Here is a 22,451-nt window from a genome sequence, read left to right on the forward strand (position 1 = left end):
GCTGTACCCTCGTGGACCTCACCTATCTTGTAGGTCACGCCGGTGTAATAGAGTATTCGCTCGGTAGTTGTGGTCTTACCGGCGTCAATATGAGCCATAATGCCAATGTTTCTTATTTTCTCTAACGGAATTCTCAAGGTCTTCTCTCCTGTATGTAGAAATCAGAAGTCAGAAATCAGAAATCTGAAAATAATCCCAGATCTCCAACAACAAAAGTATATTATTCCGGGTCCGGCTCCTGACATCTGATTTCCTTTTACCACCTGTAATGAGCAAAGGCCCTGTTAGCCTCTGCCATCTTGTGGGTTTCTTCTTTCTTTTTTATAGATGCTCCTGTATTATTATAGGCATCGAGAAGCTCCCCAGCTATACGCTCAGCAGCAGTCTTTTCAGGTCTCTTTTTAGCGTACTCTTTAATCCACCTGAGTGCAAGCGCTATCCTTCTCTGCGGTCTCACCTCCATGGGAACCTGATAGGTTGCTCCTCCAACCCTTCTCGGTCTCACCTCAAGAACGGGCTTTACATTCTCAACTGCCTGCTTGAATATCTTAAGCGGATCGTTTCCTGTTTTATTTTTTATAATCTCAAAAGCACCATAACATATTTTCTCAGCAATGGATTTCTTCCCATCTCTCATAAGAACATTTATAAACTTGCTAACGAGTTTATTATTATATTTTGGATCAGGAAGAATCTCTCTCTTTTCAACTACTCTCTTCCTCGGCATCTGTTACCTCACTTAGGTCTCTTTGTTCCATATTTTGACCTGCCCTGGCGTCTGTCATTAACACCTGCAGCGTCAAGAGTTCCTCTTATAATGTGATATCTCACTCCTGGTAAATCCTTTACCCTTCCACCCCGGATAAGCACAATTGAATGCTCCTGAAGATTGTGACCCACACCAGGTATATAAGCCGTAACCTCCATGCCATTTGTGAGCCTCACCCTTGCAACCTTTCTTAAAGCTGAGTTGGGCTTTTTGGGTGTTGTTGTATACACTCTGGTGCACACACCTCTCTTCTGAGGACATCCAGCCAGTGCAGGGCTCTTTGTCTTCTTTTCAACCTTCTTTCTACCTTCTCTTACAAGTTGAGCTATTGTAGGCACTTTGCCTCCAAAAATATTTCCGGGCTTTTACCCTGATATTAATTTTTGTGAATCTCCCAGAGAATTTCTCGGAGAGACTTTTTGACTATCTTCCCATCACTCAAGAAGGCCGAAGACCTTCTTTTCTCGGGAAGACTTTATACCTTACCAGAACTTTAAATTTTTGTCAAGATACCCCGTGCTACCCGGACTTTTAAAAGTTAATATGTTTCATATTTTATCATAATTTAAATAAAGCAAGTACTATTCGATAATTAATGTCTCGATAGAACTTTATAGAATCACTGGTTTTGATCATCAGACTGTTTTGAATATGAAAAAAATTGTCAAGGATTTCTGTCGTTAAGTTTTATGACCCGACATGTTTTTTTAAAATTTTATAGGTTAAAATAAAAAAAGGAGAAATTATTCTCCTGATTAAAATAGGAGGTTTGTAATGCTTGACAGAACAAAGATTGAAGAGGTGATTAACAGGATCAGACCTTTTCTACAGAGAGATGGCGGCGATGTGGAGCTTGTCGAGGTCACTGATGATAATATTGTTAAGGTCAGGCTTGTTGGTGCCTGTGGCACCTGTCCCATGTCAATCATGACCCTTAAAGGTGGCATTGAAGCTGAATTAAAGAAACATGTAGAGGGTATAAAAGCTGTTATAGCCGTATAACTCATTGACAAAAAGAAGTAAAAGAGGTTAAATTAATATCTCTTCGGGCCGCTAGCTCAGTAGGTAGAGCACCGCCCTTTTAAGGCGGGTGTGCTGGGTTCGAATCCCAGGCGGCTCATTTTAAAATATAAAAGATTTTGATGTCCCCATCGTCTAGCCTGGCCTAGGACATCGCCCTTTCAAGGCGGTAACAGGGGTTCAAATCCCCTTGGGGACGCCATAATTGAAATTGAGCCCGGAAGTTGGAAAAATATCTCATAACTTCCGGGCTTTTTTTCTCTTAAGGATATCTATATCAGTAAATGATGAATCTGTTTGATAATTCTCTAAAGGAATTTTTAATTTATATCACACCTTTTTATTAATTTTTAATTCGCCTTCAGGAGTTTTGAATATTATAAAAGGCTATTAATCAGGATTGAAAACCATGGTAGCGGTTTAGGTAAGCGATCTATATTGAAAAATGACAGTTATATCTAACAGGTTTTACTTATAAAACTTATGCAGGATTGAAATTAATTTAAATTAAAGTTTACTAAACGGCTTGAATTTTCAGTTTTAAATATGTTTATAATTTAGAACACCGGATATTTTCTTTTGATAACATGAAGTCCAAAAAGGATACATCAAAAAAGCTTTCTGAAGAGGACAAAAAATCTCTTCCTCTTTATTCCATCGGTGTGGTGGCTGAGTTACTAGGTACAACTGATCAGACATTAAGGTTATATGAAAAACACGGTCTCATAAAACCTGTAAGAAGAAACAGAAACCGCTATTATTCAGAAAATGATATTAAGTGGCTTCAGTGTTTAAGAGAACTGATACATGAAAAAAAGATAAGCATAGAAGGGATCAAGAGACTTCTTGAATACGCACCCTGCTGGGAAATTACACGGTGTACGGAAGAAAGAAGAAAAAAGTGCTCTGCTTTCATAGACAGGTCAAAACCGTGCTGGGAACTTAACAGAATGATCTGCCAGAAAAATTCTGGGAAAATCTGCAAAGACTGCATTGTCTATATATCAAAAAATTTAATAAAAAATAATTAACCTATTTCCTCCATCGCCTTCCTGAGTGCTCCCTCAACAGTTTCCCTGATTCTATCAAGAGAATCCTGATCCCTGGCCTCAAATCTCATGACCAGAGCCGGTTGGGTATTTGATGCCCTCACGAGGCCCCATCCCTCTGGTGTTTTTATTCGCACTCCGTCAATATCTATGATTTCATAATCCCTGAGATACTCTTTCACTTTTTCGACAACCTTGAATTTAATCTCATCAGGACACTCAAATCGAATCTCGGGTGTGGATATTACCTCAGGTAAACCGTGAAGAAGCTCTTTAAGAGATCTCCTGCCAGTTCTGTTGACTATTTCTACAAGTCTAAGGGTTGCGTATATGGCGTCATCATATCCATAGTATCTATCCTTAAAGAACATGTGACCGCTCATCTCACCTGCAAGAACAGCTCCTGTTTCTTTCATCTTTGCCTTTATAAGGGAATGTCCTGTCTTCCACATAACCGGCACTCCACCATGTGCTCTTATATCATCAAAGAGAGTCTGGGAACACTTAACCTCACCTATTATTGCTGAACCGGGTCTCTCTCTAAGTATTGCTCTTGAAAATATGACCAAAAGCTTATCGCCCCAGATAATTTCTCCATCAGAACTGACAACACCTATCCTGTCAGCGTCTCCATCATAACCCACCCCAAAATGGGCTTTCTCCTTTTTTACAGTATCAATCAATTGGGTCAGATTTTCGAGCACTACAGGATCAGGTTCATGGTTTGGGAATCTTCCATCAGGCTCTGAAAAAAGCTCTATGACCTCTGTTCCTATATCCTTCAGAACCAGTGGAGCAACCAGTCCTGCTGTACCATTTCCAGAATCAATTACGACCTTTATGCCAGCTCCAGAATCTTTAAATTCTTCCTTCATTCTTTCACGGTATGCGCTGATTATATCAAAAGATGAACTCTTTCCAGGAGCAGGTTTTCTGCCCATTATTTCTTCAACCTTGAGTCCACTTTTTGCTATATCCCTTATGGTGGTAATGTACTCTCCAAAAAGGGTGTCTTTACCTATGGAAAGCTTCAAACCATTAAATTCTGGAGGATTATGGCTTGCTGTTACCATTATGCCACCGTCTGCGTCAAGTCTGTAGAGAGAAAAATACTGAAGAGGTGTCGGACATACTCCAAGGTCAATGACATCGAATCCAGAATCAAGCAGGGTCTCGGTGATAGAATGCGTCATTTCAGGTGAGGAAAGTCTTATATCTCTGCCAATGGTAATTTTCGGTCTCTTTTCCTGGAAATCAAATCTCTCACCATGAAGCCTTATAAAATAACAGGCATAAGCAACAGCAATCCTTCTTACAATATCAGGGGTTAAATCCTTTCCCCATATCCCTCGTATGTCATACTGTCTGAATATCTTATCGTTGAGCTCCATCCGTCTTTTCTCCATCTTTCTGATCTTCCAATCTTGGTGGAACAAGCTCAGGATCAATAAGATAGGCCTCGTTGAATGCAGCTTCTGCCCTTTCAAATAGTTTAAGTTTGTAGTAAGAGTAACCGAGAAGATAATAGGCCTGTGGCTCAGGCCTTATCTTCACATATTCCTCAAGATACTGAGAAGCCTTCTTATAATCTGCTGCCTTATAGTACTTAATTGCAAGGTTATAAATCTCTTCAGGTGTCTGGCTGATGGCTGTAGAGGATATTAAGAAAAAAAATAGAAAACTTAAACCGCAAACCTTAAATTTTGATTTCAGAACTTCAACCATAAACCCTCCTTCTCAGTCATATTCAGGCCTGAAAGGACCTGGTTCTGCAGGTCTCAAAGGTTCGTTAATCCTTTCTTCAGGTAAAGGAGCATAATCCCTTGGCTCCGTGCCCTCTTTAAAATAACCAAGGATTATCCCTGTACCTTCGTGGTCAGCAAGCAGTCCTGTGGTCCTGTCAACATACCTTGCCACAATTCCTTCAGGCACCGGGAAGTCTTCTGGCTCTCCAAGATCAATGGATTTCATAAAATTTAACCATACTGGTAATGCAGCCCTTGCACCAGTTTCATGCTCACCTATTGGTCTCATATCATCATATCCTATCCATACGCCTGCAACAAGATTGGGCGTATATCCAATAAACCATGCATCCCTGTATTCATTGGTGGTACCCGTTTTACCTGCTACAGGTCTACCGAGTTCCTTTGCCCTCCATCCTGTTCCGTAGGCAACTACATTTTTCATCATTGAGGTTATGAGAAAGGATGTTTGAGGACTTATTGCTTCCTCGGGTACTGGCTGGTTTTCCTCTATTATCCGGCCACTTCCATCAATTATGTATCTTACTCCCAGTGGAGTTATCCTCATGCCATTGCTGGCAAAGGTTGCATACACCTGTGTGAGTTCTAGAGGTGAAATACTAAGAGAACCAAGTGAAAGACTGTAGTCCCTTGGCATCTCGGAATTGATTCCGAGCTGACGGGCAAAATCTATGACTTTTTGGATACCTATACTTTCCACAAGTTTTACTGTGATTACATTCCTCGAATAAGCAAGGGCATCAATCAGAATTGTGGGCCCCCAGTATTTACCATCAAAGTTCTTCGGTGACCATTCTGTCTCTTTCTCCTCGTCAAAGACTACAGGTTCATCAACAATTATGCTTGCCTGTGTAAAACCATTATCAAGGGCTGCTGCATATATAACCGGTTTGAAAGCAGAACCGGGTTGCCTTCTTGCATAGATGGCACGATTGAATTCACTCCTTGAGTAATCAAAACCTCCTACCATTGCCTTTATGAATCCTGTATAAGGTTCAATTGCCACAACCGCTCCCTCAACCTCTGGTTCCTGTTCAAGAACAAACTCAGGTGCCGACTTTCTGTTAACAGGAGCTTTTAACCTCACGTAAACAATATCTCCTTGTTTAAGTATTGATTGAAGATTGAACTTCTCAACAATCTTTGAGGTATTAGTCTTTGGATTATACTGTACCCTTGCCCATTCAGCATCCTTAAGTGAAAGGGTTCCTATCAGGCCTTTTGCCTTAATAATTGCCTTATCAGAAGAAACCTTTAGAACCAGTCCTGTAACCACATCTTCTGAGGATGGTGAATATTCAATCGTGATCTCCCTGTCTTTATTGGCAAGCTCCTTATCAACATCTATATCCTTATGGGCAACAATGCCCCTCCATCCTTTTCTTTTGTCAATTTCCCTTAGTCCTGCTCTCAGTGCCTTATAAGCAGCAAGTTGCATCTGGCGATCAAGGGTAGTGTAAACCATTAACCCGCCCTTGTAAACCATATCTTCACCGTATTTTGATATGAGGTATTTCTTAACATAATCAAGAAAATAATGATTTATAAATATCTCGGATTTGGAACCGGATATCTCAACAGGACTGGCTGAGGCCTTTTCAAATTCATCCTTTGTTATGAATCCAGCATCCCTCATTCTCTGAAGCACATAAAGCTGTCGCTCCCTTGCTCTCACTATATTGTTGTAAGGACTGTAAAGAGCAGGTGCTCTTATAAGACCAGCAAGAAGAGCAGCCTCATGGAGCTTGAGCTGTCTTGCTGATTTGCCAAAATATATTCTTGATGCCATCTCTATTCCATAGGCACCATGGCCAAAATATACTCTGTTCAGGTACTGCTCCAGTATTTCCTCCTTCGTCATGTTCTTTTCAAGCCTTAAAGCCAATACCGCTTCCTTCAGCTTTCTCGAAATTGTCCTTTCAGGACTAAGGAACATGACCTTGGCAAGCTGCTGTGTAATGGTACTTCCACCCTGTCTTATCTCTGCGTGAATTATGTCATTTATGAGTGCACGGGCTATTGCTATGTAATCTATTCCACCGTGGCGCCAGAATCTCTCATCTTCAGTAGCCACAACAGCATCTATAACATGCCTTGGCAGATCTTTAATGGATATATGAATTCCCCTCTCGATTGTGATCTCTCCTATAAGAACATTATCATTGGCAAAAACCTTGGTACCCCTGTAGGTCTTTTGCTCCTTTATCTCATCTATGGTAGGAATACCCCGAGCAACAGCAAAATAACCTGCTCCTGAAATTGTGAATAGGATAAAGAGGCTCAGGAAAAGGATGAGGAGAAGTTTTTTCTTTTTCATTTATTAATTATACATTTCGTAATTCTCTAAGTGCAAGCACCATCATGTAGCGGTATTTGCAGAAAGAGCCCGATAATTCCCTGCATCAAAAAGTTGTGCCGAAAAGGCAATACCATTACCCCGTTAATCTTTGATATTGGATCCATCGTGCAAGACCTTAATCAATAATCATAAAGTGTGATCAGTGATGAGTGGTGCGTAATGATTAACTCATTACGCATTACGCATTATACATTACGATATGTTACCATCACACAGATAGAACTCTGAGGCACGTCTGCTATTTTGTTATGAATATCAGGAATTACATATGTTCCTATTGGTACTATCCAGTAAAAGCTGCCATCTTTTTCATAACAAGGCAATCCCCATCTTAAACATTTTTCGGATTTGATACGAAAAAGACGCACAATTGGTTTTCGACCCCAGAGTCCATATGGAATTTTCTCCTCATTATATTCTCAATAAATATAATCTTTTAAAATATAACCGCCTCATCTTTTGACAACGCTATTGTCTTACGCATCCATTGACCTTATTGTGGCACAACCAGATAGTGCAAAAATTATATAAAAAGAGTGATAATGAATTTTTTATGCATAAAAAGTCTCCTTTTACCTCGAAATCTCATTCTTTCGCTCCTGATTTTTTGAGCAATTTAACTATTTCTTCATGCTTAGAGGACTTTGCTATTTTCAAAGATGTTTGTCCTCTTGAGCATTTACATCAGCGCCTTTTTCTAACAGGAGTCTTATAATTTCAATAGATCCTTGAAAAGCGGCTGCGTGCAAGGCCGTCCAACCTCCTTTACTTTTAAGATTTACGTGCACCCTTTTCAATCAAGAATCCCGCAATCTCTATGTAACCTCTATCTATCGCATTCATTAATGCAGTCTAACCATCCTCTTGTTGTGAATTTATATCAGCGCCTTTTTCTATAAGCAGTCTCACTATTTCGATTCGACCATATTGTGACTAATATCCACGAGCTTAAATGCCCCAGTTTTTATGCCTTTTTCAACCATAATTTGCTGTTCCAGTTTCCTGTAATTCTCTGCAACTTCATCTTCGCTGAGATGCCATATATATGGTGATACTCCATTCAAAAAAACTTTTATTAAAGTCGCTCCCCCTAGTATCCCTAAAGCTTTCTTTTTAGGTCTAATAAAATCTATCATTCCCATTTCTTTATTTCGGCCTCCCATCCTTCACCGTTAGGAGCTTTTACAGTATAAGTACCCATATCGATTATCTGTGCCTCACTGACAGATTGTAGTTGCTTTGCTGTATGCATAGTGGCACATGAAAATAAAAGGAATAAACTGGATAATAGGAGTGACTTTTTATTATATTTTTATGATAGTTCATTAAAAACCTCCTCACAAATGGCTATGTTAATCAAACCCTTTCACATCTATTTATAGCGTGGTTCACTAAGGCTCAGACCGTAAAATAGTTTGAAAAAAGGATGGTGGGGCAGGTATTTGGAATAGGATAGGGCACGTGCTCTGTCACCTTCAGATAGGGCTATTATAGCTCTGAGATTGTCAAGTTCTGGGATTGCCGGGTTAATGGCGCTGGCCTTTGAAAGAAGGTCCTGTACTTCATCAACCAACTTTTGGTCTATTTTTAACTCTTTATATCCGTATAAACCATAGATTTTACCAGCCTCCATCATTGCAACTGGTACAAAAAAGAGGCTTTCATATCTTTCTTTAAGCCGCCACGGATTGTAAGGACTATCATTTAAATAAGGGGTAAGAGGCTCGGCTTCTTCCTTGACCTTTTCTATTGTGGCTTTTACCTCTTGTTCGATCTTCTTATCATATGATAAATAGAGAGAGATTTGTTTCAAAAGCACATAGGCATTCCATCTAATATAATCTGGCAGGGATTCATCCATAACCCAATCCTTAAGTTTTTCAGTGATCTCCTTTACTGCTTGTGCGTCAATCTTTGTTTTGAATGCTTTAATATTAATAGCCTTAGGAACACGATCGAGTATACCTTGAAATTCCCTTGATATATTTTCAATCCTGACTCCATCGGGAAGCCTTTCAAGTACAGCTGTGAGATTGACTTCGTCACCTGCCTTTACCTCTGAAACACTGTAAATTGAGGGCTTGAATCCAAAAGCCCATACAATAAAACTTAATGTAAGTGGAGTTTGTGGTCGGTCCCAATACCACTTCTCCTCCTTCCATGAATAACGGGCAAAACGACCAGCAGAAAGATTTATGTATTCTACTTTACCCGTGAGGTCTGCCTTCTGATCAAAGGTTCTGTTCTTACATCCACCAAAGAAAAAACCCTCTACAGACCCAATACATATAGGAAGGTGTTCTGCAATAAGTTTGAGCATTTTTGTATCGTATAATGTATAAGAATACATAGCAGGCGGAGCAAAGGACCTTATCCCATCTTTATCAACAAAAACAGGAGACTCCGAAGGCGTAGCCATCTCTATGATACGGGCATTGGGGATAACAATTCCCCTTTCGTCAACTACCTGGATCTTAACTTTTATTCCTGCAAATTCCTCCAGTTGCTTTAATTGCCTCTGTCTAAATTTTTCTGGATAAAAATGGGCATAATATTCGCTCAGGATAAGAAGGGGACTAAAACCAAGATAAAAAGCTGGAGCAACAAACAAAGTAACGCCCAGTGGAAAAGATATAACAGGATGAAGTTCTTTATATCTTTCTGCTGTCTGCCTTACACGCTGCTCCGCCTGATAGGAAGTTAATGGAAGTGAATAATCGAGCTTGCCATCAGAGGTCTGCACTGGTATGACCCAATCTGCCTGTACCGTGTTATCTTTAATAGGAAGATATCCTTTATATTCTGGAAAATATCTGTATTCCTTTACATCTTCTGGCTTTATATGACCGTATACGCATCCTCCTAATATCAGGATTGATATTAATAAATTTAATCGGTTACAAAATGAAACCATTAAATGCTTCCTACAGGAATTACCTCTTAATCAAATATTACTTAAAGCTATAGTTTTCCTCTTATTTCAATTATATCAAATATATCTTACTGTAAACATGCATTACCTTAAAAAATCCCTCCGAAATTGTAGAAATCCATGATAATTCATTATATTAAAGTTGAAAATAGTCGGTAGTTCGGAAGAACTAAGGAGCTCTCGCTCCAAGACATTGAGGTGAGTACCATATTTCTGCCAGCATTTATGTAATAAATTTGATGAGGCAGCTTAAATTGTGTGGTAAAATAATTTATGAGCCTTTTGTCCCTTATAAAAGCCAGAAGGAGTGTAAGGGATTTTCAGGAGAAGGAGATCCCTGATGAGATTATCCATGAGCTAATAGAGGCTCTTATCTGGGCACCGAGTGCAGGAAATCTTCAAGCGAGAAAATTCCTTTTCATAAAGGATAAAAAAATCAAAAAAGCCCTCGCCGGAGCAGCCCTAGGTCAGTCCTTTATTGCTGAGGCACCCCTTGTGATTGTAGGCTGTGCAGACCTCCAGAGGATTGCATCAAGATACGGTTCAAGGGGTGTAAATCTCTATGTTATACAGGATGTATCAGCAAGTATAATGCAGCTCATGCTCCTTGCCCATGAAAAAGGTCTTGGTACTGTATGGGTTGGTGCCTTTGATGAGAAAGCTGTCTCCGAGATACTCGGTCTTCCAGACCACCTTAGGCCTGTGGTAATAGTGCCAGTGGGTTATCCTGCAAGGATTCCTTCAGCTCCACCTAGAAGGTCAATTAATGAACTTATAGAGGTAAGAGAATAATTATTTCTCTGAATATCTTATTTACTTCCATGTCAAAAGTATTTCAGTTATTAGTTCATTCTTTTTATGTCCGATAAGCTCTCAATCTCTCTATCGCCTCCTTCATATCTTCAGGCATCTCAGAATGAAAATCGAGCTCCTCACCTGTTACAGGGTGCCTGAAACCCAGACTCTCTGCATGAAGCATCTGCCGGGGAAACTTTATCTTTTGATTTCCAATTTCAATAAAGGTCTTTCTTCCGTAGGTCTTATCACCACACACAGGATGTCCAATTGATGCCATGTGAACTCTTATCTGGTGTGTTCTTCCTGTTTTTAAAAAGATCTCAAGTAGGGTTGCTATTTTGAATCTTTCAATAACCTTATAATAAGTAAGTGCCGCCTTTCCCGACCTGGTTTTTGTGGAAAATTTTTTTCTATCGTGCAGTGCCCTTCCTATAGGCGTAGAAAGGAGATCTTCATTTTTTGCAATATCTCCGCAGGCAATACAGAGATATCTTCTTCTTAACTCTCTTTTCCTGAACATCTCTACAAGTTTATAATAAGCCTTCTCACTCAATGCAAAGACCATCACTCCAGATGTATCTTTATCAAGTCTGTGGACAACCCCTGGTCTCAGTGGTCCTCCGGGAAGGGAAAGCGAAATCCCCAAATGATAAAGAAGACCGTTAAGCAATGTTCCTGAAGGATGACCAGGTCCTGGATAAACAGGAATATAAGGGGGTTTGTTGATTACGACTATGTGTTCATCCCTGTAGATAATATCAATAGGTATATCCTCTGGTATCAGGCCCTCAGCTTTTTTTTCTGGAAGGATAATTTCTATCTTTTCACCAGGCCTCACTTTATGTGAAGGTTTCACCTGTTTACCCTGAACTCTTATGAAACCCTCTTCAACAAGTCTCTCTATTTGTGATCTGCTCATACTGAGATTTTTCTTAAGATAAACATCTAGCCGGAGACCTCTGTCCTCTTCTTGCGGATAGAAAGCCATGATTTTAATGTTGCCTTCCATATATCTTAAAAGGCATATTCTATATGGACAATGGTTGGTTCTGGTTTGAGCTCAATAGATATAACATCAAACCTGAGGGGCGGCATATTTTTTAGGTCTTTGAGGTAATAAAGAGCAGCTTTTTTAAGCCTTTCCTGCTTTTCCTTTGTAACCGATTCCTCGGGAGCTCCGAAAAGGTCTGTGCTTCTTGTCTTGACCTCAACAAAAACAACCATGCCATCTTTGGAGGCTATTATATCAATCTCGCCAGCTCTGGTCCTGTAATTCCTTTCAAGTATTTTATAGCCCTTTTTCTTAAGATAATTTATTGCAAGGTTCTCACCCTTTATGCCTCTATCTCGCATTGTCTTTTTAATCTTTCCATCAGAGCAGGTATCTGCTCGATTTCAAAGGCCTCATTTCTAGCAAGGATCTTAAGGGTTTCCCTGAAGTTTCTGTAATCCTCCCAGAGACCGGAAAGATACTCACCCAGGGTCTTCATAAGGCTCTCTCCCTTTCTGTCCCAGTCTATAAGAAGGATGATACTTTCAAACCTCTCATGAATCTCCTCGCTTAACTCATAAAGACTCTTTCCGCCATAAACCTGTATTATCTCACCCTCAAGACCTAGTGCCCTGAGTGCCATCATATCATTCTTTCCTTCAACTATAACAGGAATCCTTCTGTTGAGCTCAGAAAGAATCCTGAACAGTTCCTCCAGTGCCTGAAAACGTTCTCTGGATTCTTCATTTAATTTTTCTTTCACGCCTTATTCAACTGCTATGAATGTCTCTGTTCTTGTAATGCCTTTAATCTTTTTTCTTATATCCTTAAGAATCTTGTTAAAGATATCATTAATATCCTTTGCCTCAATAACCGCAACAATATCATACTGCCCTGTTACCACATCTGCATAAACTACACCTTTGGAAGCCCGAAGGATATCTCTCACAGATTTATCCTTTCCCGGTAATACATTTGCAAGCACATATACTCTTGCCATGAAGACCTCCTTATAAAAAATTAAAGCCACTAAGTAGCTCCTTTTTATTCTATCAGAATTTTGTATAATTTTATTAATGTTAACACTGGAAGATATAAAACAGGCAGTAAAAAAGATCGGTCCCTACATACACAGAACACCTCTCATACATTCCCGCTCCTTCAGTGAACTCTTTGATGCCTCTGTTTATTTAAAAGCAGAGAATCTCCAGAAAACAGGCTCTTTCAAGGTCAGGGGTGCATTCAACAAATTACTCTCTCTTAAAAATAAAAAGGCTGTAATCACTGCCTCGATGGGCAATCATGCTCAGGCAGTTGCCCACGCAGCAACCACCCTCGGCATCAAGTCAAAGGTTATAATGCCAATTACTGCACCAATTATAAAGGAGGAGGCAACAAGGTCCTATGGAGCAGAAGTTGAACTTTATGGTGAGAGCTTCTCTGAGGCATTGAGTTATGCACTCTCACAGGTTCAATATGAATTCATACATGCCTTTGATGATAAAGAAATCATTGCGGGTCAGGGCACAATAGGCATTGAGATAATTGAAGATTTAAAAGAAGTAGACTCTATACTTGTACCTGTGGGCGGCGGTGGTCTTATTTCTGGTATAGCCCTCGCAGTTAAAACACTTTTACCAGATACAGAAATAATAGGCATTCAAACAGAAAAGGCTCAGTCCGGCTTTTTGTCCCTTAGAAAGACGGAGCCGGTTGAGATGAAACCCCTACAGACGATTGCAGACGGCATAGCAGTTGGCAAAATAGGCGTACTGCCTCTTGAGCTTATGAATAAATATGTAGATAATGTTTTAACCGTAAAAGAAGATTCTATAGCCCAGGCCATTCTATTCCTTATGGAAAGAAAAAAACTTGTTGTTGAAGGAGCTGGTGCTGTCACCCTAGCCTGTCTCTTAGAGAATCCTGATAGATTCAGAAGAAAGAATGTTGTCCTTATACTTAGCGGTGGAAATATTGATTTCACACTTATGGACAGAATCCTCCACAGGGGACTTCTGGCAAACTACAGGACAGGTGTCATAAGAATAATAGTAGAAGACTCTCCTTTAAGCCTTATGGATGTATCAGAGACAATAGGGAAATTGAGAGCAAATATACTGAATATTTCTTATAACAGATTTATTGATGGACTTCCTCTCGGCAAGACAGAGGTTGAGCTCACCCTTGAAATTAAAAACCGAGAACATATGTTTAATATATTATCATTACTAAAGGAAAAAGGTATTACAGTAAAAGAGCAATGAGATTTGGCATTATTGTTCATGGAGGTGCAGGTTCTCCCGAGGACTGGAGGGATGGCTGTGAAAGGGCCTGTGAGAGAGGATTTTCAATATTAAGAAACCATGGCAGTGCCCTCCAGGCGGTTATAGATGCTGTCAGAATCTTGGAAGATGATGGTAGATTCAATGCCGGTACGGGCTCTGTTGTCAGGATTGATGGAAAGACCATCGAGATGGATGCTGCAATAATGGACTCCACTGGAAGGATTGCAATGGTAATAGCTGTCAGAGATGTGAAGAATCCTGTGCTTTTAGCTCAGGCAATATTAAATACACCACATGTTGCCATGGCCGGTGAAGGAGCAACCTTGCTTGCCAGAAAATATGGAATAGAGCCTCATCCCGGTCCTTCAGAAAGAGCATTAGAAAATTATGAAAGGATCAAAAAACTTCTATCAGAGAAAAGAGCCGAAGAAATAAATCCTTTATGGAAAGGTTTTGAAATCTTTACTGATACGGTTGGTGCTGTGGCGATGGACATTAATGGCATCTTTGCAGTTGCTTCATCTACTGGCGGAGCCTCACCGATGCTTGTTGGAAGGGTTGGTGATACACCGATAGTTGGATGCGGCTTTTATGCCGGAAGCATGGGTGCCATTGCTGTAACAGGGATTGGTGAGGAAATAATAAAAAGGATGGTGGCAAAAAAAATCTATGAGATGATCGAAAGTGGGATGGATGCAGAAAAGGCTGTTGAGAAAATAATTGCATCCTTTCCTCCAGAAATTCCGGCAGGAATTATTGTTATAACAAAAGACTCGGCCATAGCCATTTCAAATAGAAAAATGGCCTGGGCTCATATGTTTGAATAAAAAGTCAGAAACCACAAGCTCTGCAAGTTCCGTATCATCATAAATATAAAGTACATTGCCTTTAAACCCGTGAAAAAGGAAAGGATTACCAAAGGATATTATAAGACCTGCCTTTTCAGCTAAAAATCTCAGAATATGCCTGAAATCCTTGAATGTTTTTTTGAAGGCACGTGGTCTTGAAAAAACAGCAAGTATAATACCGTTCCTGTAAGGTATATCCTCCGCATCTTCTCTGGAATTTATAAAGAAAACCTTTTGAGGGTCAAACATCCTTGCCAGAATGACTCCCCTCAGGGTATCAGATATATCATCAGTAATAATTACAAGAGAAGGGTCATTAATTGAGGGTATATCTCCAGAAATTGTTAATGCCCTTTCGTATATCTTTCTTGCTGCCAGTCTTGCGCCTTCAAAATCGGGCAAAAGATTATCACATCCTGACAGAGATCGATAAACCCCTTCAAGCCTTTTATTGTCAGAAACCAGAATCCTCTCAGCAACACCTTGATGGTCTTCAGGATGAAGGAGAAGATCGACACCTGCTGCCATAGCGAGCTCAGAGGCATGAATTTCACCGTATTTAGAAAGAGCACCCATGTTCATAGCATCAGTGATAATAAGTCCATCAAACCCCGTATCTCTTAAGAACCTTACATTTTTTTCTGAAAGAGAAGCAGGTCTTTCGGGATCAATTCCTGTTGTAAGTATATGTCCCATCATTATCATGTTAACACCTGCATCAATTGCCCTTCTAAAGGGTAAGAGTTCAAAGGAGATTAATTCATCAATGGATTTTCTTATTACAGGCAGCTCATGATGAGAATCAATGCTAGTATCTCCATGACCTGGAAAATGTTTTGCACAGCTCAGAACTCCTTCTGCTTTAAAGACTTTAATCATCAATGAGCCGAGTATTGAAACAATCTCAGGATCTTCCCCAAAGGAACGAATAGAAATAATGGGATTTAAAGGATTGCTCTGAATATCTAAAACAGGTGCCAGTATTGTATTGATACCCGCATAGAGTGCCTCTCTTGCCATATGCCTGAAGGCATTTTCAATAAGGTTAATTGAGGATGGATCATTCTTATAGGCATATCCCATAGCCATGGCTGAGGGGAAGATAGAACCTCCCTTCACCTGTTGACCGAGTCCCTGTTCAAGATCTGAACATATTATCAGAGGATTTTCTGAAAGCCCCTGAAGATATATCAACCCCTTCCTGAGTTCTTCAAGTTCTCCACCAAAGACTATAAAACCGCCTATGCCCTTTTTCACAAGGTCTGAAAAAAAATCTGGTTCCTCAGCAAGCCTACTTCCATCCAGCCTTACTATTAGTCGTGAATAGGTATTCTTCATACTTCTCTGCACGGGTAATGAGTTTTACTAAAAATTTTTCAATCTTTTCTGCCTTTCTGATACTCTGGTATAATTAATTAGCGCCTGTAGCTCAGTGGATTAGAGCATCGGCCTCCGGAGCCGAGGGTCGGAGGTTCAAATCCTCTCAGGCGCGCTTATAAGCTTTTTATAAAGAATCTGATCAATCTTATCCAGGATTTGCTTAAATTTGCCTCCATAACTCTTGGAATTGCCAAAAAGCTCAACTCTAAGAGTCTTTATATCAGGATTATCTGAATGCTCATAGGTTATCATACCTTTTTGCATATCTGTTCTTTCAAGCATAAGAAGAAGAAGGGCCTTTTCTTTAAAAAGAGTGAAGTCCTTTAGTAGTAAGTCCTGCTGTTGTAGAGTTTCCTGTTCTGTTAATGCAGTAAGCTCCTTTGTCATTATATAGAGGGTACAGTACTCAAGACCCCTTACGCCACGCCTCCATTGTAGAAGCATTGGTGTTCTCCAGAACCAGAGGAAATTTCTTAAACCAAAATCAATTATACTTGAGGAGCAGTCATGCAGAGTTTGAAAGTAATGGTTCTTTGAAGATTGTACGGATTCCTGATGAATGAAACATGTAGGATTATACTCTATCCTGCTATGCTCTGTATCTCCCAGATATTCCCAGATATTTTTTAACACCACTGCTCCATTTTCATCTCCAGGTGTATCAAAGTGAATAAGGGATAACAAAACTCTTCCATCTCCGTACCTTCCCTCAACAACTGCAGGCTCGCCTTTGAGCCTTTCTGGATTGAGATTGATTCCATAAAAATTCTCAAATTCTTCCCAGCTACCCTTTTCCATCACATCACCCACATTAAGATCTGAACTGAAGGCATCTGGAAGGGCATTTCCAAAGGTGGCGACTACATTTATATCTTTATCATTAACTACAAACTGTGAGGGCCACCAGGCGTAAAATATCCGTGAAGGATCAGCGTCACATGAATCCTGAATTCTGCATTTCGAATCAATATTACTGTCTAAACCTTTCCATATGTAATGATTTTCTATATTTAACTCAATCCTTCCACTGAAGCTCGGGACCCTCTGCTTTGTTGGCTTTCTTTCAATATTTAAGAGCCCTACACCCTCTATTGTGGCAAGGCCTGCTCCCCCGCAGATTCCAAAATAGTTGCCTCCCCTAAGGACAAATCTCCTTATTTCTTCTATGCCCTCAATTCCAAGAGACCTTAATTTATTTGAAGCCCATCCTCCAGGTACAAAAAGCATCCTGTAATTTTTCAGACAACCCTTTCTTATATCCTCAGAGCGGATAAGTTCAAAGGAAAGTCCTAGGGCTTTTAATGTCTTATATGCCATGAGCCCCCATAAAAAGGACTCATCCCAGAGAAAGGCTACATTAGACAAGGTCTAACCTGAATCCGTTTAGCTACAGAGGTGTTAATTAAAACCCTTTTATCTTTCACTATGTTTTATAATTAGCTAATCTTTTCTATCCTTTTCTATGAAGATATTACTATCACTGATTAAGCTCAGCAACAATTATACCATATTGAATGTAAATTTTATTCATCTTCTGTGTATTTTGGGTAATGTAAAATTTTCTGTGTAAAATTGATACAGTAAAGAAAAAAGATTGCAAAAAATAGGGATTGTCCCTATTTTTACATTACACTGTGTATTTCCTTTCATATCCCCTCGGTGTGATGAGCCAGTTATTCCATATATAGGTCTTAGAGTTTCCGATTATCACTGTTGTCTCCATATCTATCTCATGAACTGGCATATGTTTTAAATCAGTAAGCACAATACGCTCATTCTTTCTCATAGCGCCTTTAACAATTCCAACAGGTGTCTCAGGAGCCCTGTATTTTAAAAATATATCCCTTGCCCTGTTTATATGTTCAGGTCTTCCCTTACTTCTTGGATTGAAGAGTACTGTTACAAAATCACCCTGAGCAGCAAGCTCGAGCCTCTTTTCTATTAATGACCATTCAGTAAGTCTGTCAGAAAGGCTTATGCATACAAAATCATGCATCAATGGCGCACCGAGCCTTGCGGCACAGGCATTCAGGGCAGATATGCCAGGAATGATCTCTATAGATAGATAAGAGTTATGGGTGATTAATGATGGATTTTTATCTTTTGGCCCCTTATGCATTAGAGATAATTCATGTTTTCTGATCATCTCAAGAACCAAACCAGCCATGCCATAGATACCAGGGTCACCACCGCTTATTACAGATACAGTCCTGCCAGACAGCGCAAGATCCACAGCCATCCTTGCACGTTCTATCTCCTTGGTCATACCTGTTGATATTATCTCCTTATCTTTAACCAAATCCTTAATAAGTTCAATATAAGTGGTATAACCAATAATCACATCAGAGACCCTTAGGGCTTCAATAGCTTTAGGTATTATATAACCAGCATCACCTGGCCCTGTGCCAATAATGTATATCTTTTTAGAGTACTTATTTTCATCCTCAATTACTTTATGGAATTTTTTTTCTGCTATGGCAATCGTCACATTGCCAATCTTTTGCTTTCTGACAGATAAGCCATCTGACCCAGAAGCAAGCAATGCAGCTGGCTCGGCTACAGCCATTGCACCTGTTGCCTTAAAAACACTATCTGAAAGGGGAAACTTTGAGTGCTCTCCTTTAATTATGGAATTAAGTTCATCTGCAGTGTAAGGAATGATTTTAAAGTTGTATTTTCTTGCAAACTCAGTAAGTCCTGGTTCCTCAGTCTTTCTATCAATTGTAGCTATAGAATGGATTGAGAGGAAAGAGAATCCATGGTCATCAAGGACCTTTCTCAGCGCCTTTTCTATCTCCTCCTCTGATGTACCACTGTTACAGCCAATACCTACAAAAAGATTTTTTGGCCTAAGTATGAGTCTTGAATCATTAAACATGAATCTTAAATCTTTATTTGTAATTACTACATCTGCAGAGTGAGGTTCTGAAACCCTTATAAAATCAGAGGGCAACTCCATATCTCCTTCAGAATAGACATTTAAAAATCCCCTGTCTATTAATCTCGTGGCAACCTGAGGAAGCTTATCTTCATTTTCAATGACAAGCTCATGTTTTTTTATCCAGATATCTAAAGGTGTAAGGTTATTTATATCTGATGAAGTTGTAATCACAGCTTCTCCGCCTAGAAATTCTGCAATCTTCTTGGCAAGCTCATTTGCACCGCCGAGATGACCGCTAAGGAGACTTATGGCATATTTACCTTTTTCATCAAGAACAACCACTGCAGGGTCTATCTTTTTATTATTAATAAAAGGCGCGATGGTTCTTACAACGATCCCTGTTGCCATAATAAAAATCAGTGCATCTGAGTCCTTCCACAGAGAGGGGATGATATCAGACCTGAATCTTAACAGAGAGGCATCAGGATAAAGGGCTTTGAGCCTCTCGGCAAGATTAAGACCCTGTCTGGTTAAATAAAAGATGGCAATAGTTAAATTACTGTTCTGAGTATTCAGAGGCTTACTCATTGTTCATTTGAAATTCCACACCTTATCTTAAGCCTTTTTACACTTCTCACAATAACCTTCCAGAACTACTCTGATTTTTTTTACTAAAAACCTTTTTTTTATCTCATCAGGAATTTCTAAGGAATCATATTTTTCATCATGAAAATCCATAATTGCTCCACATCCTGCACAGTAAAAATGATGATGTTGATTAATATTGGGATCAAATCTCCTTACATCTCCAGATCCCTCCACAATCTGAATTATACCTGTCTTTACAAAAGTTAAAAGTGTCCTGTTTACAGTATCAAAAGATATGTGGGGATGGCTTTTTTTAATACTGCTGTATATCGCATCTGCTGATGGATGTTTAGATGAATTTAAGACTTCTTTATATATAGCAATCCGCTGAGGTGTAATCTTCAAGCCAGAAGACTTACACCGCTGAATAAAATCATCCAGTCCTTCTTTTGCAATTGACTTTAACTTTTTCAATCTGATATACTCCTAATTAAGAATTATTACTAATTGTAGTATAACATGCTTTGCACAATGTTTGTTCAGAATTCAATATAAAACATTAATACTATTATAACAACAAAAGGAGGAACAAAAATGGAACATCAAACAAAAAAACAAAAAAGATGGATTACTGACTGGTGGCCGGAAAGACTTAATTTAAAAATTTTAAGACAGAACTGTCCTTATTCAAACCCCTATGGAGCAACTTATGATTATCCAAAGGAATTTGAAACTTTGAATCTTGAAGAGGTGAAAGAAGATTTAAAGAAGCTCATGACTACCTCTCAGGACTGGTGGCCTGCAGATTTTGGACACTATGGTCCATTATTTATCCGCCTTGCCTGGCACAGTGCAGGCAGCTACAGGATTTACGATGGCAGGGGTGGTGCTAGAACAGGTGATATTCGTTTCCCTGCAAGGGTTAACTGGCCTGATAATATGAATCTTGATAAGGCAGTCCGTCTTTTATGGCCAGTTAAACAGAAATATGGAAAAAAGCTTTCCTGGGCAGACCTTATTATTTTAGCGGGTAATGTTGCGATTGAGTCCATGGGTTGTAAAACAATCGGTTTCGGAGGAGGCAGGGAGGATTCGTGGGAGCCGGATGAAGGTGTGGACTGGGGACCTGAGCAGGAAATGTTGAGAGGAAAGGAACGATTTAAAGAAGGTAAATTAGAAAAACCCTTTGCTGCCACTGAAATGGGACTGATATATGTAAATCCTGAAGGACCTGAGGGAAATCCTGATCCAGCTGCTTCAGCCAAAGAGATAAGAGAGGCATTTAAAAGAATGGGTATGAACGATGAGGAGACAGTAGCCTTAGTAGCCGGTGGACACGCCTTTGGTAAATGTCATGGAGCCTGCTCTGATAAATATGTAGGACCTGATCCCGACTCTTCTCCAATAGAACAACAGGGACTGGGATGGAAAAATAACTATTTATCAGGAAAAGGTCCTGATACCTTTACATCTGGCTTTGAACTTGCCTGGTCCTCAACACCAACAAGGTTTGGTATTTCTTATCTTGAGTTTATATTTAATTATGAGTGGGAACTTACAAAGAGCCCTGCAGGCAAACACCAGTGGGTCGCAAAAAATGCTACTGCTATAATCCCTGATGCCCATGATCCAAACAAAAAGCATCCTCCAATGATGCTCACTACAGACCTGGCCTTCAGATTTGACCCGGAATATGCAAAAATAGCAAGAAGATTTCTTGAGAATCCAGAAGAATTTGAAAAAGCCTTTGCAAAAGCTTGGTTTAAGTTAACTCACAGAGACTTGGGACCCCGTGAGTGCTATTATGGACCTGATGTGCCTGATGAGGTTTTTATCTGGCAGGACCCCCTACCGAGAAGGGATTATGAATTAATTGATGAAAAAGATATAAATGAGCTTAAAGATAAGATCAGGAGCTCTGGTCTTTCTATCAGGGAACTCATTTATACTGCCTGGTCATCTGCAAGCACCTATCGTGATTCTGATAGAAGAGGTGGCACAAATGGTGCAAGGATTCGTCTTCTTCCAATGAAGAACTGGGAAATAAATCATCCAGAAGATTTACAAAACATAATATCAGTATATGAAAGAATTAAACAGGAGTTTGATAGCAAAAACAACAAAGGCAAAAGGGTCTCAATAGCAGACTTGATAGTCCTTGGAGGCTGTGTGGGTATTGAAGAATCTGTCAGAAAAGCTGGTTTCGATTTAAAGGTTCCCTTTATCCCTGGCAGAGTTGATGCCCTGCAGGAACAAATAGATCTTTCTTTTTATTCAGAAATGGAACCCTTTGCTGATGGCTTCAGAAATTATATAAAAGATGTAACTAAAAAGAATGCAGAATACTTACTTGTGGATAAGGCGCAACTTCTTCGTCTTACAGTTCCAGAAATGACAGTTCTGATTGGAGGTTTAAGGGTACTGGGAATTAATTATAAATATACTAATCACGGTGTATTCACTAACAGTCCAGGAGTCCTTTCCAATGATTTCTTTGTAAATCTTTTGGATATGTCCGTTGAGTGGAAGCCCGCTGATGAATATTCCTATGTTTTCAATGGCTATGATAGCAAAAACGGTTCTATCAGGTGGACAGCAACAAGAGTAGACTTGATATTTGGTCATCATAATGAACTAAGGGCAGTATGCGAAGTCTATGGAGCAAATGATGGCAAAGAAAAATTTATCCATGATTTCATATCAGCTTGGAACAAGGTTATGAATCTGGGTAGATTTGATCTGAATAGATAAAAAATTTTCCCTGCCCGGCATCTCCGGGCAGGGC

The 22,451-nt window shown here is 39.6% G+C and carries 22 protein-coding genes and 3 tRNA genes; 9 read left to right on the top strand and 16 right to left on the bottom strand.

The genetic code is table 11. The features are described from left to right. The 3 genes from N2257_05205 to rpsL form a co-directional block, all read right to left on the bottom strand. A partial coding sequence (locus tag N2257_05205) for a GTP-binding protein (protein MCX7793786.1) occupies positions 1 to 137 on the bottom strand: 137 nt, incomplete at its 3' end. A 119-nt stretch (positions 138 to 256) separates the two neighbouring features. Then, positions 257 to 727, bottom strand: a complete 471-nt coding sequence (rpsG, locus tag N2257_05210; protein MCX7793787.1) for a 30S ribosomal protein S7 — start codon at positions 725 to 727, stop codon at positions 257 to 259. An 8-nt stretch (positions 728 to 735) separates the two neighbouring features. Continuing rightward, complete coding sequence (gene rpsL / locus N2257_05215) at positions 736 to 1,107, bottom strand: 30S ribosomal protein S12 (protein MCX7793788.1); 372 nt, start codon at positions 1,105 to 1,107, stop codon at positions 736 to 738. Positions 1,108 to 1,543: 436 nt separating this feature from the next. Between rpsL and N2257_05220 the strand changes: the two genes are divergently transcribed. From N2257_05220 to N2257_05235, 4 genes are all read left to right on the top strand, one after another. Then, positions 1,544 to 1,771, top strand: coding sequence for a NifU family protein (locus N2257_05220; GenBank protein MCX7793789.1), 228 nt, complete (start codon positions 1,544 to 1,546; stop codon positions 1,769 to 1,771). 45 nt (positions 1,772 to 1,816) lie between these two features. Then, a tRNA-Lys gene (locus N2257_05225) sits at positions 1,817 to 1,889 on the top strand. Between the two features lie 24 nt (positions 1,890 to 1,913). Further along, positions 1,914 to 1,991 (top strand) — tRNA-Glu (locus tag N2257_05230). Between the two features lie 385 nt (positions 1,992 to 2,376). Then, positions 2,377 to 2,820 carry a MerR family transcriptional regulator gene (locus N2257_05235; protein MCX7793790.1) on the top strand — a complete coding sequence of 148 codons (444 nt, stop codon included), beginning with the start codon at positions 2,377 to 2,379 and terminating at the stop codon, positions 2,818 to 2,820. Here the strand turns inward: N2257_05235 and N2257_05240 are convergent. From N2257_05240 to N2257_05260, 5 genes are all read right to left on the bottom strand, one after another. Further along, on the bottom strand, positions 2,817 to 4,229 hold the full coding sequence (locus tag N2257_05240) for a phosphomannomutase/phosphoglucomutase (protein ID MCX7793791.1): 1,413 nt from the start codon (positions 4,227 to 4,229) through the stop codon (positions 2,817 to 2,819). The genes N2257_05235 and N2257_05240 overlap by 4 nt on opposite strands. Then, a complete protein-coding gene (locus N2257_05245; GenBank protein MCX7793792.1) occupies positions 4,213 to 4,563 on the bottom strand; it encodes a tetratricopeptide repeat protein in 351 nt (116 codons plus the stop codon). Before N2257_05245 ends, N2257_05240 begins: the two co-directional genes overlap by 17 nt. Before the next feature lie 12 nt (positions 4,564 to 4,575). Then, positions 4,576 to 6,921 carry a PBP1A family penicillin-binding protein gene (locus N2257_05250; GenBank protein MCX7793793.1) on the bottom strand — a complete coding sequence of 782 codons (2,346 nt, stop codon included), beginning with the start codon at positions 6,919 to 6,921 and terminating at the stop codon, positions 4,576 to 4,578. Positions 6,922 to 7,871: 950 nt separating this feature from the next. After that, entirely contained in the window at positions 7,872 to 8,105 is a 234-nt protein-coding gene (locus N2257_05255) for a hypothetical protein (protein ID MCX7793794.1), read from the bottom strand. Positions 8,106 to 8,335: 230 nt separating this feature from the next. Beyond that, entirely contained in the window at positions 8,336 to 9,877 is a 1,542-nt protein-coding gene (locus N2257_05260; protein MCX7793795.1) for a hypothetical protein, read from the bottom strand. Positions 9,878 to 10,168: 291 nt separating this feature from the next. Between N2257_05260 and N2257_05265 the strand changes: the two genes are divergently transcribed. Then, a complete protein-coding gene (locus tag N2257_05265; GenBank protein MCX7793796.1) occupies positions 10,169 to 10,687 on the top strand; it encodes a nitroreductase family protein in 519 nt (172 codons plus the stop codon). A gap of 64 nt (positions 10,688 to 10,751) precedes the next feature. On the opposite strand, the gene N2257_05270 is transcribed toward N2257_05265, so the two are convergent. The 4 genes from N2257_05270 to N2257_05285 are packed head-to-tail and all read right to left on the bottom strand — an operon-like array spanning position 10,752 to position 12,684. Next, positions 10,752 to 11,681 (bottom strand): RluA family pseudouridine synthase, encoded by a 930-nt coding sequence (locus tag N2257_05270; GenBank protein ID MCX7793797.1) that lies wholly within the window; start codon positions 11,679 to 11,681, stop codon positions 10,752 to 10,754. A gap of 26 nt (positions 11,682 to 11,707) precedes the next feature. Continuing rightward, on the bottom strand, positions 11,708 to 12,046 hold the full coding sequence (locus tag N2257_05275; protein MCX7793798.1) for a YraN family protein: 339 nt from the start codon (positions 12,044 to 12,046) through the stop codon (positions 11,708 to 11,710). After that, entirely contained in the window at positions 12,028 to 12,447 is a 420-nt protein-coding gene (locus tag N2257_05280; protein ID MCX7793799.1) for a toprim domain-containing protein, read from the bottom strand. The genes N2257_05275 and N2257_05280 overlap by 19 nt, the downstream gene beginning before the upstream one ends. A 3-nt stretch (positions 12,448 to 12,450) precedes the next feature. Next, complete coding sequence (locus N2257_05285; protein ID MCX7793800.1) at positions 12,451 to 12,684, bottom strand: Lrp/AsnC ligand binding domain-containing protein; 234 nt, start codon at positions 12,682 to 12,684, stop codon at positions 12,451 to 12,453. 76 nt (positions 12,685 to 12,760) lie between these two features. Between N2257_05285 and ilvA the strand changes: the two genes are divergently transcribed. Next, positions 12,761 to 13,948, top strand: coding sequence for a threonine ammonia-lyase (ilvA, locus tag N2257_05290; protein ID MCX7793801.1), 1,188 nt, complete (start codon positions 12,761 to 12,763; stop codon positions 13,946 to 13,948). Continuing rightward, complete coding sequence (locus tag N2257_05295) at positions 13,945 to 14,796, top strand: isoaspartyl peptidase/L-asparaginase (GenBank protein ID MCX7793802.1); 852 nt, start codon at positions 13,945 to 13,947, stop codon at positions 14,794 to 14,796. The genes ilvA and N2257_05295 overlap by 4 nt, the downstream gene beginning before the upstream one ends. On the opposite strand, the gene N2257_05300 is transcribed toward N2257_05295, so the two are convergent. Beyond that, complete coding sequence (locus N2257_05300; protein MCX7793803.1) at positions 14,758 to 16,155, bottom strand: hypothetical protein; 1,398 nt, start codon at positions 16,153 to 16,155, stop codon at positions 14,758 to 14,760. The two genes, N2257_05295 and N2257_05300, sit on opposite strands and share 39 nt — an antisense overlap. An 80-nt stretch (positions 16,156 to 16,235) precedes the next feature. Between N2257_05300 and N2257_05305 the strand changes: the two genes are divergently transcribed. After that, positions 16,236 to 16,309, top strand: a tRNA-Arg gene (locus N2257_05305). Here the strand turns inward: N2257_05305 and N2257_05310 are convergent. The 3 genes from N2257_05310 to N2257_05320 form a co-directional block, all read right to left on the bottom strand. Continuing rightward, positions 16,291 to 17,514: a BPL-N domain-containing protein gene (locus N2257_05310; GenBank protein MCX7793804.1), complete on the bottom strand. Its 1,224-nt coding sequence runs from the start codon at positions 17,512 to 17,514 to the stop codon at positions 16,291 to 16,293. The genes N2257_05305 and N2257_05310 overlap by 19 nt on opposite strands. A 310-nt stretch (positions 17,515 to 17,824) precedes the next feature. Further along, complete coding sequence (gene cobJ / locus N2257_05315; protein MCX7793805.1) at positions 17,825 to 19,666, bottom strand: precorrin-3B C(17)-methyltransferase; 1,842 nt, start codon at positions 19,664 to 19,666, stop codon at positions 17,825 to 17,827. 27 nt (positions 19,667 to 19,693) lie between these two features. Next, positions 19,694 to 20,140: a transcriptional repressor gene (locus N2257_05320; protein MCX7793806.1), complete on the bottom strand. Its 447-nt coding sequence runs from the start codon at positions 20,138 to 20,140 to the stop codon at positions 19,694 to 19,696. 120 nt (positions 20,141 to 20,260) lie between these two features. On the opposite strand from N2257_05320, the gene katG reads away from it, so the two are divergent. Then, on the top strand, positions 20,261 to 22,417 hold the full coding sequence (gene katG / locus N2257_05325) for a catalase/peroxidase HPI (GenBank protein ID MCX7793807.1): 2,157 nt from the start codon (positions 20,261 to 20,263) through the stop codon (positions 22,415 to 22,417). Positions 22,418 to 22,451 lie beyond the last annotated feature (34 nt).

It is taken from the genome of Thermodesulfovibrionales bacterium, assembly GCA_026417875.1.
Lineage (GTDB): Bacteria > Nitrospirota > Thermodesulfovibrionia > Thermodesulfovibrionales > CALJEL01 > CALJEL01.